Origin of the sequence: Bacteroides sp., from assembly GCF_030151085.1 — a bacterium.
GTDB lineage: Bacteria > Bacteroidota > Bacteroidia > Bacteroidales > Bacteroidaceae > Bacteroides.
Genome location: NZ_JASLER010000099.1, coordinates 1 through 15,951, shown reverse-complemented (window position 1 = coordinate 15,951; position 15,951 = coordinate 1). Strand labels below are relative to the sequence as shown.

Here is a 15,951-nt window from a genome sequence, read left to right as displayed (position 1 = left end):
AAAAACGAGGCAACAAGAAAAAGCAAACGGAAGATTGTCTAACGGATATTAAAGTCGAGCAGTTTTTCTTCTCCAAGATAGCCTTGCAGATGTTGTCCTATGCTAACAGGACCTACTCCGGCAGGAGTGCCTGTAAACAACAGATCGCCTATCTTCAAGGTCATAAAGCGGCTGATATAGGAAATAATATCGTCTACTTTGAACAGCATATTCGATGTATTGCCACGTTGTACTTCCTTATCATCAATCGTAAGGCGAAAATCGAGATTTTGCAGATCACCACCCGCCTGCTCCAAAGAGATGAAAGTACCGATAACTGCCGAATTATCGAATCCTTTGCAAAGTTCCCACGGATTACCTGCCTCACGAAACTTACGTTGCAGGTCACGTGCAGTGAAGTCAATCCCTACGGTTACTGCGTCGTAATAGCGATGTGCAAAACGAGGAGCGATGTTCTTTCCCAGTCGGCAAATGCGTACAACAACTTCTGTTTCATAATGGATTTCGTTCGAAAAGTCGGGGATGAAGAAAGGCTTTCCATCTTTCAGGATAGCCGAATCAGGTTTCATGAAGATTACCGGCTCTCTATTTACTTGCGTATGCCCCATTTCATTATTGTGCTGGGCATAGTTCATTCCTACAGCTAATATCTTCATTACTTGATTTCGTTAAAGTTCAATCGGTTAAACATCACTGCCAAGTGGGCATAAAGGGAAGTGTTTTGCACCACAATATCTTCCGGGACACGAATACGGAACGGAGTAAAGTTCCATACTGCCTTGATGCCACCTGCTATCATGGTGTCAGTTATCCGTTGCGCTATCTCAATGGGTACGGTCAATACACCGATATTGACATCATACTCTTTCATTTTTTGTTCGAACTCATTGGAGTGGTAGATGGGAATACCGTTCAATGTCTTGCCCACCAATGCAGGGTTAACATCGAAGGCTGCAACAATCTCTAGGCCGAAATGTGCCAAACCAGAGTCACGTAACAGTGCGCCACCTAGACTTCCGACACCAAAAAGAAAGGCTTTATGTATATTGGTAAATCCCAGAAAATCTTCCAGTACGGCTATTAAAGTATCTACTTCATAACCTACACGGGTACGCCCTGATATATTGACATACGACAGATCTTTTGCAATTTGAGAAGCATCAATATTTATTTCTTTGGATATTTGAGTGGAGGAAACGAAACGTTCACCTTTTTGTTTCAGCAACTTTACATTAGAAAGGTACCACGGAAGACGGCGCAGGGTAGGTTCCGGCACCTTCATGGTTTCTTTATACTGTAACGCACTACTCATAGTCTTTTATTTAAGTTCTCAATATTGTGATTGGCAAAAGTACTGTTTTTTTTCTAATCTGTTATATGGATAGAATAAAAGGTTAACATTATTTTCTACATTAACGCTATTTGTCATCAAACAGCAACAAAGGCAAGCTGAAAGATATTCCGGCAGAATGATACTTCAATCGTTCAAAGCCCACAAAGACGCCAATACGTGCCATGCTACTAAAACCAACCGAATAGCCCAACTCAGTATAAGGTTGCTGCTTATATTCGATCACTGAACGAAGATGCAAAGCTTCGTCAAAAGGCTTATCAGCCAGGAAAGGAAGACGCTTCAAGAGCAAACGGGGTGTGTACCAGGATAGATTCGCCTGCACCCAACGGGTATTAGTTGATAGCACATAGTTGTCGAGCAGGCTGAATCCTGAGTCGAACGAACGACTTGTCACCCAAATATCAGCAGACGCAAAGTGTTTGAAATCGGGAAATTGCAGATTCTTCGTATTCCAGAATGTGCCTGTATTAACCGACCAATGGAGACGATTGAACATACCGAATTCAATCTTCTGCTTTGCTGAAAATTGCATCAGATGATAAGAAGTAATATATCGACTGCTGCTCATAGGGAAAGCCCGGTCGTACTTCAAACCGAAAGTAGGGAAACGAGAGTCTTCATAGACTTTCTTCCCTTTGGAGAGATGATAATAATGTGCTGGAGTAAATTCCAATCCGAAAGATGCCTTCAATAAATCATTATCGGGCATCGGATGGAAAAGAATATTGTTCGGTACATTAGGCTCGGCCTTTCTTTTGAACCAGCTTTGATGAATGCTATTATCCAGCATTCGTCTGCGTTGCCAAGAAAGAGAAGTCGAGAAAAGCAATCCGTTGAATGGCTCTATAGCATGGTCTACTGTAAAGAAGGTGTTTTCATAGAACTTCATGTGATTATGCCCGAATAATGAACTGGATAAAGCGTTTATTAATCGGTATTCTCCACTCTCACCATTATAATCTACAGACATGATACCTCCCGAAAGCGATAAATGCCCACTGTTGCGGGGAGCATAGTCCAATGTTAACTCTCCTTGTCCTACCCAGTCCTTACGAGCAGTGGTATAATAAAACAATGGAGTGAAACGAAGAGAGGTAGATGGAGATAGATTGACTCCCATCTTCAACTTAGCACCTAGCCAGAAGCCATCTACAAAGTTATATTCGGGAATGTAAGAAGAAAGATCTGATAGCGTTAACCATGTTTTCTTATTGGCACTCGTGAATGTCTTTCCAAACACAAAAGCCTTCATCAAATTACCAGCTACTGATGGGTTACGAGGATTATTCTTACTTAAAGTGTCTTTCTGTAGAATTTTTCCCTCCTTATACTGATAGCTTTGGAACTCTTCCTGACGTAAAGGAACACTGCGCACTGTTGCCCAATAAAGTGAGTCTTTCGCATCAGCCAAAGTATCTATCTTTGTATTCTCACGAACGATGCCTACAGGACGTTCGAACTTATGTTTTTTGAGATTCTTTACTACATTATCGGTCTTCGCTTTATCTGCTACTTCTTTTTTTAATTCTATATCAGTCTTTACATCTGTATAATGAACGGCTGCCAGATAAGATGATTCTGCCTTAAAGCCCATTATATCAATAGTTATTGATGAAGTGGTAGAAATAGGAAGAAAAACGGTAGGTTGCACTTCTTTGCAGATGACCTTGATCTTTGCTTTTATTCCGCTTCCATTGTAAACGACATCGGCAGCAGAAACACACCATAATTTTTCAACAATAAACAAATCGCCTTCCAACAGACGGGAATCTTCCCGCTTGGGAGTAACATGTATCTTATTAATCATCTGTCCGTTTTCCATAAAATATCCATCGAGCCTGAAGCGATAGAATGAGAAAGCTCGCGGATTCAAAGGAGAGATTTTGCCAAACAGTTCCGGTGCATAGAGGTTAACCGTCGTCAGTCCCATATCAACTTGTATTTGTTCGGGGAAAGAGTTCTTATAAGCAAGCACTCGTTTGCTCCAAACATTAGGAGCAGTAAAGGTCACAATTTGCTGTTCTTCCATCAAGAATAGTTTTCCAAGCATTTCTTTTGCATCCTTACGAATCTCTTTAGAGAGTTTTAGTACAGCAGGTATAGCTGTTCCCTTTCCAGTACCTTTCAGATAAGTACCTGCCGTGAATCCTTTAATCTGAGTGCGATAAAAAGAAGCTCGTGCTATGGCATTACGCATCACAGCATAGGCAGGGTCTTCTTTTCCCTTTACCACACTCACTTCAGGCAGGGAATAAACACGTTCGGCAAGAACAATTTTTCTCTCATAATCGTGCCCAGGCATCTTGAAAGAGAAACTCTGAGTTATAAATCCAAGCGAAGATACATCACAAGTATATTGTCCGGCAGGCAATTGGGCTTGAAACCGCCCGTGTTCATCAGTAGTAAAGCCGGATTTTGTCTCTTTCAGGTAAATGGCTGCATAGGGAACCGGATTACCGGTATTATCTACAACAGAGCCTTTGAAAGATTGGGCAAAAGATAGAATCGTTATAAAGTTTAATGCGAGCAGCCAGATAAATCTATTCATAATTTTTGTGGTTAAAATGCAACTTTCATTTTCTATTAGACGACAAAGGTTCCAAAAGATTGCAAAGTTCCGTGCAAAATATTACTTTTGATCTTTCTAAATAGAACGAATATGAAGAATAATGATTGGAAAGAGCGATTGAATGTAGTTTATTCTACCAACCCGGACTATAGCTACGAAATGGATGACGATGAAGAGCAAAACACCCTCACACCCTCACAGCAACATCTACGTGTACAACTGGATCGTAAAAACCGTGGCGGTAAAGTAGTTACTTTAATCACTGGCTTTGTAGGCTCCGATAATGACTTGAAAGAGTTGGGCAAATTGTTGAAAAGCAAATGTGGCGTAGGCGGTAGTGCCAAAGACGGTGAAATTATCGTGCAAGGTGATTTCAAACTGAAAGTACTGGAACTACTAAAAAAAGAGGGCTATACGCAGACCAAACCGATAGGCTGAAGTATCACTTCGAAATGCATCATCTGTTTCAACAGTCTCCAACAGGTATAAAAAACGGTCGCTCCGGATAAATCCGTGCGACCGTTTCCTATTTATAATTATATAAATTATTCAGCGCGCAAAGTGAAACGTTTGAAATCCACGATCTTCAATTCAGGATCAGTTTCTTTCAACACTTCTCTTACTGTCTTCTTGGCATCCATGATGTCTTCTTGGTTCAGCAAGCAAACTTCCTTCAAGAATTTACCCAGACGACCCTTAGCAATGTTCTGAATCATTTGCTCAGGCAGATTTCCTGCCTTTTCAGCAGAAACTGTAGCAATGATTTCTTTTGCCTTTGCTACGTCTTCAGCCGTAATCCAACCTTTAGACATATTGCTTTCCATATGGTCTTCGCTGTCTACGTGAGCCGGATTGATACCAGCTTTCGTCAGGGCAGCATCTACAGCCTTCTGTACCAGTTCTACTTTTGTCTTATCAATAGCAACTTCGATTTCTTTCTGTTTTACTTCTTCAGAAACACCATCTTCGTCGATTGCAATCGGGTTCATGGCAGCAATCTGCATAGCTATTTGCTTAGCCAACTGCTCATCAACCTGCTTGTTGAAAGCAACAATAGTACAAAGACCATTTCTGTTCATGTGATTGTAAACTACAGTAGTAGCACCTTCTACAGTACAGTAACCATCAAGTTCCATCTTCTCACCTGTAATACCGCTACGATCAACTACTGCATCGGCTACAGTGCTTTTACCCATCGGCAATGCTTTCACTTCATCCAAAGTCTTGCACTTGTTGGCTACAGCAAGATCAAGAATATCTTGAGTCAATTTCACAAAGTCAGCATTTTGAGCAACGAAGTCAGTTTCACACTTCAAAGCAATGATAACAGCAAAATCACCAGTAGTTTTAGTCAAAACACAACCTTCAGCAGCTTCGCGATCAGAACGCTTAGCAGCAACAGCTTGTCCTTTCTTACGGATAATTTCAATTGCTTTGTCGAAATCGCCTTCAGCTTCGGTCAAAGCATTCTTGCAATCCATCATACCAGCACCAGTCATTTTACGGAGCTTGGTTATATCAGCCATACTTACAGCCATAATATCTTCCTTTATATTTTTGAGTTAATAAATATCGTTCTAAAAAGCGAAAAAGAGCTGAGAATAGAGAATTGAGAATTGCCGTAAAGTAACTCTCAACTTTCAATTCTCAACTCTTAACTATAAATTAAGCCTCTTCGTCTTCCTTCATGAAAGCAGCAGCCTTAGCGGCATTGATTGCTTCCTCGTCAGACTTGTCGAGTCTTGCTTTAGCAGATTTTTTCTTACCCTTGTTAGCAGGAGCTTCACCGGCAGCTTCCATATCTACCTTTTCAGCCTTACGTTCTTCCAAACCTTCCTGCATAGCAGCGCAGCAAGCGTCAAGGATAACTTCTACTGACTTAGTAGCGTCATCATTTGCCGGAATTACGAAGTCGATATCTGAAGGATCTGAGTTAGTATCAACGATACCAAATACAGGAATACCCAAACGGTTAGCTTCACGAACTGCAATGTTTTCTTTCATTACGTCAATAACGAACAATGCAGAAGGCAGACGAGTCAAGTCAGCGATAGATCCCAAAGTCTTGTCCAACTTTGCACGTTGACGAGAAATCTGCAGAACTTCTCTTTTAGAGAGATTAGAGTATGTACCATCGTTAGTTAACTTATCGATAGTAGCCATCTTCTTAACGGCCTTACGGATTGTCGGGAAGTTGGTCAACATACCACCCGGCCAGCGCTCGATTACATAAGGCATATTTACAGATGAAGCCTTGTCGGCAACCACCTGCTTAGCTTGTTTTTTAGTAGCAACAAACAGGACTTTCTTTCCTGATTTAGCGATTTGCTTCAAAGCTTCAGCAGCTTCGTCAATTTTAGCAACCGTCTTGTTGAGGTCAATGATATGAATACCATTGCGCTCCATGAAAATATAAGGAGCCATTGCAGGGTTCCACTTTCTCTTCAAGTGACCGAAGTGACAACCGGCTTCCAATAATGTATCAAAATTTGTTCTTGACATTTTCTTGTTTCTTTTAATCGTTTACTTTCTTTTTTGTTTTTTCTAAACCAACCGCCGGGTAGCCTACATAAGATTAAGAGTCCCGGTAGTTTAGATACTAAACTGACAAGTTCCCAGCCATTAACGTTTACTGAACTGGAATCTACGACGTGCTTTCGGTTGTCCCGGTTTCTTACGTTCAACAGAACGAGGATCACGAGTCATGAAGCCTTCAGAACGAAGAGCTGCTTTGTCTTCAGCATTCATCTTCACCAATGCGCGAGCAATTGCCAAACGCAAAGCTTGAGACTGACCAGTGAAACCACCACCGCAGAGGTTTACTTTAATATCGTACTTTTCAGCAACACCTAATTTGTTCAACGGTTGTTTAACAACAAACTGAAGTATGCTTGATGGAAAGTACTCTGCGAGGTCTCTCTTGTTAATAGTAATCTTTCCGGTACCTTCGCTTACGAAAATACGTGCAATTGCACTTTTACGTCTGCCTAATGCATTTACTACTTCCATTATCTCTTATTTAAGTACGTTAATATCAATCATTTTCGGGTTCTGAGCGTCATGTTTGTGCTCGCTGCCGGCATATACATACATATTGCTCAGCAATTGTGCGCCCAATTTGTTCTTAGGCAACATACCCTTTACTACTTTTCTCAGTAATCTGTCATCACCGTTCGGCTTTGCCTGCAAACGAGCAGGAGTGATTGCTCTCTGACCGCCGGGATAACCTGTATATGACAAATATTCCTTGTCATTCCATTTGTTACCGGTTAATTTTACTTTGTCGGCATTGATAATGATCACATTATCGCCACAATCTACGTGAGGGGTAAAGTTTGGTTTATACTTTCCTCTCAACAGTTTCGCAACTTTTGCGCCCAAACGACCTAATACTTGGTCTGTAGCGTCAACAATGACCCATTCTTTAGTCACTGTAGCTTTGTTGGCAGAAATGGTCTTGTAACTTAAAGTATCCACTCTTAATTGTTTTTTAAATGTTACTACTAAAAAATATTATCACCACAAGTTAATCACCCCGGACAAAGAGAAGATTAACTCGCTATGAATTAAATGCTTATCCTTTTGAGATAATAATCGGCTTGCAAAGGTACGGTTTTTCTTATAACTGGCAAACGTTTTCTTCTTTTTTTTAGAAAGCCACTTGACTGATATACAACTCTGTAAAATTACGCAGATAAGTGCGTAAGCTCACACAGATAAGTGTGTAAGCTTACGCAGATAAGAGAACAATAAGAATACACAAGAAGTGACCGCTTAAAGTACAATTTGGCTATCGGACAATATCTTCGGGAAACCTGACAGGCATATTTACCCGTTTCCATGTCTCATGAAACCAAGAATTCAGTTCATTTCCATTCAAATCTTTCGCAATAAAATACTTCAAGTACATTATTCCATCTTCGCTCATTTCAAACTCCAAAATATTATCTTTATTGTCCAACATGGGCAGGTGAATATTCTTTACTATACTTTCCTTATAAGAATTATCCGTTAATTGCGCATAAGAGCCATAGCCGGTAATGATAGCGTCAGCACCCGGAATAATTGTAAAATTGACGATACGTCCGTCATCACTCAGAACCTTGAAAGTATTGCTCGGCTTTAATGCTCCGGGAACATCCGGAATTTCAGATACATAGTGGCATAACTGCCAAATCCCTTCTAACTTCGCAGGTTTAAAACCGGCACTCTCTTGTGCTTTAGCCCCTGCTACCACCAGCAGCACCGCTGCCAGCATGGTAAAGAAATAATTCCGTTTCATATTCGTATGATTTTGGTTAATGTTAGGGCATCCAATGTGACACAAATATAAAGATTTATTTCGAGACTATAACATTTAATGCATAAAAAAAGCCCGCACAAAACAAAGTTTATGCGGGTTTCTTTATCTAAATTGTACTTATGTCAGTTCTATCAAAAATCTGCGTTACGTGGGGTACGTGGGAAAGGTATCACGTCACGGATATTTGCCATACCTGTAACAAACAACAATAAACGTTCAAAGCCTAATCCAAAGCCTGAGTGAGGACAAGTACCGAACTTACGGGTATCAAGATACCACCACATATCCTTCATAGGGATTTGAAGTTCTTCGATACGATTCACCAGCTTGTTATAATCTGCTTCACGCTCAGACCCACCGATAATTTCACCAATTTTCGGGAACAGCACGTCCATGGCACGTACGGTTTTTCCATCTTCGTTCTGCTTCATATAGAATGCCTTGATCTCCTTCGGATAATCAGTCAGGATAACCGGACGTTTAAAATGATCTTCTACCAAATAACGTTCGTGTTCGGAAGCCAAGTCAACTCCCCAATATACCGGGAAATCGAACTTATGGCCTTTAGCTACAGCTTCCTCCAATATCTTAATTCCGTCTGTATAAGGCAAGCGAACAAAACTTTCCTTCAAAACACCTTGCAAGCGTTCTATCAAACCCTTATCAAACATATCATTGAGGAACTTAACGTCATCGGCACAATTATCCAAAGCCCACTGTACACAGTACTTAATGAAGTCTTCTGCCAAATCCATATTGTCCGTAATATCGTTGAATGCAACTTCGGGCTCAACCATCCAGAACTCCGCCAAGTGGCGAGGAGTATTAGAGTTTTCCGCACGGAATGTAGGGCCAAAAGTATAGATAGCACCCAACGCAGTTGCTGCGAGTTCACCTTCCAATTGACCGGAAACCGTCAGACTAGCCTGCTTTCCGAAGAAGTCATCGTCATAAATGATAGCACCGTTTTCATCTTTCTTCAAATCATACAGGTTCTTCGTTGTCACCTGGAACATTTGTCCGGCACCCTCACAGTCCGAAGCTGTGATAAGCGGTGTATGAAAATAGAAGAATCCTCTTTCATGGAAGAATTGATGGATAGCAATCGCCATATTGTGGCGAATGCGGAACACTGCACCAAATGTATTTGTACGAGGACGCAGATGAGCAATCTCCCGAAGGAATTCCATAGAATGTCCCTTCTTCTGCAATGGGTAAGAATTATCGCAAGTACCCAGCACTTCAATCTCACGAGCCTGCACTTCCGCATGCTGACCGGAACCTACAGATTCTGTCAACTCTCCGTTTACACTTATACAAGCACCGGTAGTGATATCTTTCAGCATTTCTTCATCGAAGCCAGCCAAGTCTACTACAATCTGCAAATTATTTATTGTAGAACCGTCATTCAGCGCGATAAAGTTTACTTGCTTACTACCTCTGCGGGTGCGAACCCAGCCTTTCACATTGACCATAGCGCCAAAATCATCGCGCTTTAACAAGTCAACAATCTTTGTTCTACTAATTTTTTCCATTGTTCTATTAATTAAAGGAGTTAAAGAAGCAAAGGAGTCATTCAACTCCTTTGCCTCTCTTTATCTTATTTTATCGAGTTACTCAAAAGCCCCCATACGAAGGTAGTTCACCTCAGTTTCTGAGAGGTAACGCCATTCACCACGACGCAAACCCTTCTTGGTTAAACCGGCAAAGAACACACGATCCAGCTTTATAACCTTATATCCCAACGATTCAAAAATACGGCGTACAATACGGTTCTTACCTGAATGGATTTCAATACCGACATCATCTTTCTTAAAATCATCCGTATAGCTGATAGCATCTGCATGGATTTCACCATCATCCAGTTGAACACCGGCTGCAATTTGGTCCATATCGGCTTTTGTCAGATTCTTATCCAAATGTACATGATATATCTTTTTCTTCAGAAATTTAGGATGCGTCAGTTTGGATGCCAAGTCACCATCATTGGTCAACAGCAATACACCTGTGGTATTACGGTCCAGACGACCAACGGGATAAATGCGTTCGTCACAAGCACCTTTTACCAAATCCATTACAGTGCGACGTGCCTGCGGATCATCTGAAGTTGTTACCGTATCTTTCGGCTTATTCAGCAGAACATAGATCTTACGTTCTATGCTCACTGTTTGATCATGGAACTTTACTTCATCACTACGCTTAATCTTGGTTCCCAATTCAGTAACCACTTCACCGTTAACCAGAACTACTCCGGCTGTGATAAATTCATCCGCTTCACGACGAGAGCAAACGCCTGCATTTGCCAGGAATTTGTTCAAACGAATCGGTTCATTCGGATCAGTAAATTGTTCTTTATATTCAATTTGTTTCTTTCTGCTATACTTAGCATTGGGATCGTAATCATCGGAACGACGAATCGGACGACTATAACTATCCCTGCTACCATATCCTCCAGATCTTCCACCACCATTTGAATTATAACGCGGACGTCCTGCATTATCACCATAGGGGCGTTGTGGGCGGTCGCCATTTTCGCTGTTATAGCGTGGACGGTAAGGACGGTCGCCACCTGAATTATTTCCGTATGACGGGCGATCATTATTATAAGGACGCTGCGGACGGTCGCCACCCTCATTATTAAAACGGGGACGTTGTGGACGATCATTATTGTAAGGACGCTGTGGACGATCACCGTTTTCGCTGTTATAACGCGGACGATAAGGACGGTCGCCACCTGAATTATTTCCGTATGACGGGCGGTCATTATTATAAGGACGCTGCGGACGGTCACCGTTTTCGCTGTTATAGCGTGGACGGTAAGGACGGTCGCCACCTGAATTATTTCCGTATGACGGGCGGTCATTATTATAAGAGCGCTGCGGACGGTCACCGTTTTCGCTGTTATAACGCGGACGATAAGGGCGGTCACCACCTGAATTATTTCCATAAGAGCGCTCGCTATTATAAGGACGCTGCGGGCGATCACCATTCTCTGAATTAGGGTTAAAACGCGGGCGATAAGGACGATCGCCATTTTCACGGTTGTAGGACGGACGGCTATAGCCACCTTCTTTGTTAAATTGGTTACCATCACGGCCAGCACCAGAGTTCTCCTCTGAAGAAGAAGCTTCACGCCAAGTTTCGTTTTCTGTACTCATTGTTTTATTCGAATAAAATTAAACCTACTGGCCTCACGGCCATTCTTTGTCTCACTTATACCTTAAATTTGTATGTAGTCTATAAACAAATGTCGGATTAAAAAGTTGAGCCCCTTCCGACAACTTTATATCTGTTTTAAATTCCCGTATATGTATGGGGAGTAATTACGCGCAATTCTTTTTTTATTTCTTCACTCACGTTCAACTGTTCGATAAATTCCTTAATGGAAGCTTCCGTTATAGCCTGATTGGTACGGGTCAAAGTTTTCAATGCTTCATAAGGATGTGGATATGCCTCACGGCGCAGGATGGTCTGGATAGCTTCTGCCACCACACTCCAGCAATTATCCAAATCACGATAGATAGCCGGTTCATTCAGCAATAATTTACGCAAGCCCTTCAAAGAGCTTTGAATAGCAATCACAATGTGACCAAAAGGTACGCCTACATTACGCAGTACGGTAGAGTCTGTTAAATCTCTTTGCAGACGCGACACCGGCAATTTCACAGATAAATGTTCCAAGATGGCAGTAGCTACTCCCAAATTACCTTCTGCATTTTCAAAGTCAATCGGGTTTACCTTGTGCGGCATTGCGCTTGAACCAACTTCACCTGCCTTGATTTTCTGCTTGAAATATTCCATAGAGATATATTGCCAGAAGTCACGGTTCATATCTATCATTACTGTATTGATACGCTTCATTGCATCGAATATCGCAGAAAGATTATCATAATTGGATATCTGAGTGGTATACTCTTCACGTTCCAATCCAAGTTTCTCTGATACGAATGCATTACCAAAAGCTTTCCAGTCAAATTCCGGGTAAGCTACGTGATGAGCATTATAATTTCCGGTAGCACCGCCAAACTTAGCCGTTACCGGACATGATTTCAACGTAGCCAACTGACGCTCCAAACGATACACAAATACCATGATCTCCTTACCCAAACGAGTAGGAGATGCAGGTTGTCCATGAGTCTTGGCAAGCATAGGAATATTTGCCCACTCCTCAGCGTATGTACGCAGTTGGGCAATCAATTCTTCAATTTGAGGATAATATACTTGTTGTAAAGCGTCTTTAATGGACAAAGGAACGGAAGTATTATTGATATCCTGTGAAGTTAATCCGAAGTGGATAAACTCTTTATAGTCATCTAACCCACCAAGTTTGTCAAATTCTTCTTTCAAGAAGTACTCTACGGCCTTCACATCATGATTCGTTACGCTCTCGATATCTTTAATACGCTGAGCATCCGCTTCCGAAAAGTTACGGTAAATGTCACGCAAAGTCTCGAAGATATTTTTATCTACACTTTTCAGTTGTGGCAAAGGCAATTCGCACAAGGTGATAAAGTACTCCACCTCGACTTGCACACGATATTTTATCAATGCAAATTCTGAGAAATAAGCAGCCAAAGCATCTGTTTTACCTCTGTAGCGACCGTCAATCGGAGATATGGCGGTAAGTAAATCAAGTTCCATATGTCGTATTTTGATATTTAACGAGCTGCAAAATTAGCTCTTTTTTCTGACTAATAAGGTATAAAGTAGAAGAAAGTTAGTCTTAGGAAGTTAACAGATAAAAAAATCCTATCTTTGCACCCACAAATAACCCAGTGAAAACCAGATATGAAAGAGAATAATAAAGCCATACTATACACTATTATCGCAGTACTCAGCTGGAGTACAGTAGCTACCGCCTTCAAGATCACTTTAAGACACTTCACCTATTTTGAAATGTTACTGGTTGCGAGTATTTCCGCCCTGATTGTTTTCACTATCAACCTGACAGTACAAAAGAAATGGAAAGAGACCAAGAAGATGTCTGCCGGACAATGGAGGCGCCTGGCTTTTGTCGGAGCACTCAATCCGGTAGCATACTATCTGGTACTTTTCAAATCATACGATTTGCTCCCCGCCCAGGTAGCACAACCCATCAATTATTCCTGGCCTATTGTATTGCTGATATTACTAGCCCTATTCGCCCATCAGCCTATACCCAAAATAAAATACATCGGTATGTTCTGTTCTTTGGGAGGGGTAGCTCTTATTTCTTTAGGCACGGGTGGCATCAACGATCAACATCTGTCGGTTTCAGGACTCTTACTGGCATTCCTTAGTGCCTTTCTCTGGGGAGGTTACTGGATGTTGAACAATCGCAACCGCGAAATAGACAGTTCCATCACTCTTTTTGCCAGCTTCTTATTTGGTTCGATCTATCTGATAATAGCTGCTCCATGGATGCATGCAAACCTCGTATCTCTGCCCGGAGTTTTATCCGCCGCCTACGTAGGCGTTTTCGAGATGGGAATACCTTTTATCTGCTTCGGATTGGCAATACGCAAAACGAACAACCCGGCATTGGTCAACCAGCTTTGCTACCTTTCGCCTTTCTTATCGCTTTTCCTCATTAGCACTGTACTGGGCGAAAGAATCTTTTTCACCACTTATTGCGGGTTATTCCTTATTGTATTCGGTATCGCCTTCAATGAGTATCTTGCTAAGGTTTTTCGGAGATAGGCAACCTTATCCAGAATTTAGAACCAACCCCAACTGTTGAATCCACGCCAATTGTACCATGCAGTTTATCTATTATATTCTTACAAATAGACAATCCCAAACCAGTCCCTTGTGAGAAAACATTCAATTTAGTAAATCGCTCGAAGACCAATTGGCGTTTATCTTCATCAATACCAATGCCTGTATCAACGACAGCAATTTCCACTTGATTATTCTCCAGCAGTTTGGTGCAAAGAACAACCTTGCCATGATTGGTAAATTTAAAAGCATTATTCAAAAAGTTAATAAGCACCTGCACAACCCTGGAACGATCACTGTATAACGTACAGTCAAAGCTTATATCACCGTACAATTGCACCTCCTCCTTTTTCATTGTTTGATTGACCGAAGAAAGCGCTTGATTACAGACATCACTCAATTGAAAATAAGCATAATTCATCAACAAAGTACCCGATTCTATTCTGGACAAATCAAGAACATCATTTATTAATTGAAGAAGCAAATCATTATTCTTCAGTATAATATCCTGAAATTTATTTCTATCTTCCTCAAACTCCGTTTCACAAATAATAGACGAGAAACCTACAATAGCATTCAAAGGAGTCCGAATTTCATGACTCATATTCGCTAAAAAAGCACTTTTCAACCTATCACTCTCTTCCGCACGCTCTTTAGCCTCAATAAGATTCTTTTCTATTTCGAGCCGTCTTTCATTCTCACTCTTAAGATCTCCTACCAACTGACTCATTGCATTGTTCTTTTCTTTCAGCTCTTTGGTAGCTTGATTAATTTTAAGCCTCAACACCCAAATAAACACACCAAAAAGCACAAGACAAATTCCCAATGCTCCTGAAACATACCAAACCACTTTACTGATTTTAGGAGACTCATACACTCCAAACCATTTATAATAAATCTTATCATATTCACCATCTATTTTCATCTGATAGATAGCAGCATTAAGGAGGTACAACAGATCCTCATTATCAGTATTCACTGCAATAGAATATCTCTCAGGAGGGATATCGGTAAGATGTACAAGCAGGTTATCATATCCGCCTTTTCTCACAAAATAGAAAGAGGATATATCAAAAGAAAGCACAGCATCATACTTGCCGTCAGCCAGCAACTTTACTGCATCTGCTATATTTTCCACAGTAATAATCTTATCCGTAAGTCCGGATGAAAGAAGATATCCATGCGCCCTGTCTTTATTCTGCACAATTATAGACTTCCCTCTCAACTGCTCCAGATTCGCAAAATCATTATCTTTACGACATACAATATTATAAGAAATCATACAGTGCGGAATTCCAAACTTCACTTTCTCGGCCCGTTCCTTAGAATAGATCATCCCTATCACTAAATCGATCTTCTTATTATTCAGCTCATTTTGTACTTCAGCCCAATCATCCAATTTAAGAGAATACTTCACCCCTAATCGTTTCATTACCGCTTGAAACAACTCAACGCTAAATCCATCGGGATTACCTTCTTCATTTATAAATTCAAAAGGAGCAAATTGCTGATCTCCTTTAGCAACAATCACCCGATCTTTAAATGACAACTTTTCATTATTCAACTGAGCAAAAACGCTCAATGAAATAATTAATCCACAAGCAGACAAGACCATTTTTAAGAGATACATAGCCCTAAATATTACTATATAATTAAATAATGTTTTATTTTGGCATAAGTTACAATAATATCTTTCAACAGCCCAAATTCCCCGAAAGGCTACTGCTTGCATGCCGAAAACAAAGTTACAGAAATATATTGATTATCAGATCAATTACAAGACTATTTATTCAAAAAAGATTCTATCCGATTTTACAGGATTCCGGTATGTTCCCTTTTACATTGATCCTATTATCTGGCTATGCGGTTAGGCTTAATCTATCATCAGTGTAAGTTTAAAGATATTGCTTTGACAAGACTTGCAAGATGGTATGATGAAGTGGACAAATCGGGATTCCTTACCTTTGGAAGGGTGGCACGCTCTATACAAACACACTATCTGAATATTAGCAACTTCTTTGAAAGAAG

The 15,951-nt window shown here is 40.8% G+C and carries 14 protein-coding genes and 1 pseudogene; 3 read left to right on the top strand and 12 right to left on the bottom strand.

Annotation, left to right across the window (positions count from 1 at the left end; genetic code table 11):
- Nucleotides 1-38 precede the first annotated feature (38 nt).
- The 3 genes from Q1W14_RS21275 to Q1W14_RS21265 form a co-directional block, all read right to left on the bottom strand.
- Complete coding sequence (locus tag Q1W14_RS21275) at nucleotides 39-656, bottom strand: fumarylacetoacetate hydrolase family protein (RefSeq protein ID WP_300704819.1); 618 nt, start codon at nucleotides 654-656, stop codon at nucleotides 39-41.
- Nucleotides 656-1,312, bottom strand: a complete 657-nt coding sequence (locus tag Q1W14_RS21270) for a redox-sensing transcriptional repressor Rex (protein WP_300704818.1) — start codon at nucleotides 1,310-1,312, stop codon at nucleotides 656-658. The genes Q1W14_RS21275 and Q1W14_RS21270 overlap by 1 nt, the downstream gene beginning before the upstream one ends.
- Before the next feature lie 106 nt (nucleotides 1,313-1,418).
- Nucleotides 1,419-3,902 carry a DUF5686 and carboxypeptidase regulatory-like domain-containing protein gene (locus tag Q1W14_RS21265; protein WP_300704817.1) on the bottom strand — a complete coding sequence of 828 codons (2,484 nt, stop codon included), beginning with the start codon at nucleotides 3,900-3,902 and terminating at the stop codon, nucleotides 1,419-1,421.
- A 111-nt stretch (nucleotides 3,903-4,013) separates the two neighbouring features.
- On the opposite strand from Q1W14_RS21265, the gene Q1W14_RS21260 reads away from it, so the two are divergent.
- Complete coding sequence (locus Q1W14_RS21260; protein ID WP_300704816.1) at nucleotides 4,014-4,361, top strand: translation initiation factor; 348 nt, start codon at nucleotides 4,014-4,016, stop codon at nucleotides 4,359-4,361.
- 107 nt (nucleotides 4,362-4,468) lie between these two features.
- On the opposite strand, the gene tsf is transcribed toward Q1W14_RS21260, so the two are convergent.
- The 8 genes from tsf to purB all read right to left on the bottom strand — a co-directional run bounded on the left by tsf (nucleotide 4,469) and on the right by purB (nucleotide 12,867).
- Nucleotides 4,469-5,461: a translation elongation factor Ts gene (tsf, locus tag Q1W14_RS21255; RefSeq protein WP_300704814.1), complete on the bottom strand. Its 993-nt coding sequence runs from the start codon at nucleotides 5,459-5,461 to the stop codon at nucleotides 4,469-4,471.
- Nucleotides 5,462-5,588: 127 nt separating this feature from the next.
- On the bottom strand, nucleotides 5,589-6,425 hold the full coding sequence (gene rpsB / locus Q1W14_RS21250) for a 30S ribosomal protein S2 (protein ID WP_300704813.1): 837 nt from the start codon (nucleotides 6,423-6,425) through the stop codon (nucleotides 5,589-5,591).
- Nucleotides 6,426-6,545: 120 nt separating this feature from the next.
- Entirely contained in the window at nucleotides 6,546-6,932 is a 387-nt protein-coding gene (gene rpsI / locus Q1W14_RS21245) for a 30S ribosomal protein S9 (protein WP_300704811.1), read from the bottom strand.
- Between the two features lie 6 nt (nucleotides 6,933-6,938).
- Complete coding sequence (rplM, locus tag Q1W14_RS21240; RefSeq protein ID WP_300704809.1) at nucleotides 6,939-7,400, bottom strand: 50S ribosomal protein L13; 462 nt, start codon at nucleotides 7,398-7,400, stop codon at nucleotides 6,939-6,941.
- Between the two features lie 313 nt (nucleotides 7,401-7,713).
- Nucleotides 7,714-8,205 carry a DUF4488 domain-containing protein gene (locus tag Q1W14_RS21235; RefSeq protein WP_300704808.1) on the bottom strand — a complete coding sequence of 164 codons (492 nt, stop codon included), beginning with the start codon at nucleotides 8,203-8,205 and terminating at the stop codon, nucleotides 7,714-7,716.
- A 152-nt stretch (nucleotides 8,206-8,357) separates the two neighbouring features.
- Nucleotides 8,358-9,761, bottom strand: coding sequence for an asparagine--tRNA ligase (asnS, locus tag Q1W14_RS21230; RefSeq protein WP_300704806.1), 1,404 nt, complete (start codon nucleotides 9,759-9,761; stop codon nucleotides 8,358-8,360).
- A 78-nt stretch (nucleotides 9,762-9,839) separates the two neighbouring features.
- Nucleotides 9,840-11,384, bottom strand: coding sequence for a pseudouridine synthase (locus Q1W14_RS21225; protein WP_300704805.1), 1,545 nt, complete (start codon nucleotides 11,382-11,384; stop codon nucleotides 9,840-9,842).
- Between the two features lie 136 nt (nucleotides 11,385-11,520).
- Complete coding sequence (gene purB / locus Q1W14_RS21220; protein ID WP_300704803.1) at nucleotides 11,521-12,867, bottom strand: adenylosuccinate lyase; 1,347 nt, start codon at nucleotides 12,865-12,867, stop codon at nucleotides 11,521-11,523.
- A gap of 147 nt (nucleotides 12,868-13,014) precedes the next feature.
- Between purB and Q1W14_RS21215 the strand changes: the two genes are divergently transcribed.
- A complete protein-coding gene (locus tag Q1W14_RS21215) occupies nucleotides 13,015-13,905 on the top strand; it encodes a DMT family transporter (RefSeq protein ID WP_300704802.1) in 891 nt (296 codons plus the stop codon).
- Here the strand turns inward: Q1W14_RS21215 and Q1W14_RS21210 are convergent.
- A complete protein-coding gene (locus tag Q1W14_RS21210) occupies nucleotides 13,886-15,655 on the bottom strand; it encodes a transporter substrate-binding domain-containing protein (RefSeq protein WP_300704800.1) in 1,770 nt (589 codons plus the stop codon). The genes Q1W14_RS21215 and Q1W14_RS21210 overlap by 20 nt on opposite strands.
- Before the next feature lie 117 nt (nucleotides 15,656-15,772).
- Here Q1W14_RS21210 and Q1W14_RS21205 point away from each other — a divergent pair.
- A pseudogene (locus Q1W14_RS21205) lies at nucleotides 15,773-15,951 on the top strand (DDE transposase); the annotation flags it as partial.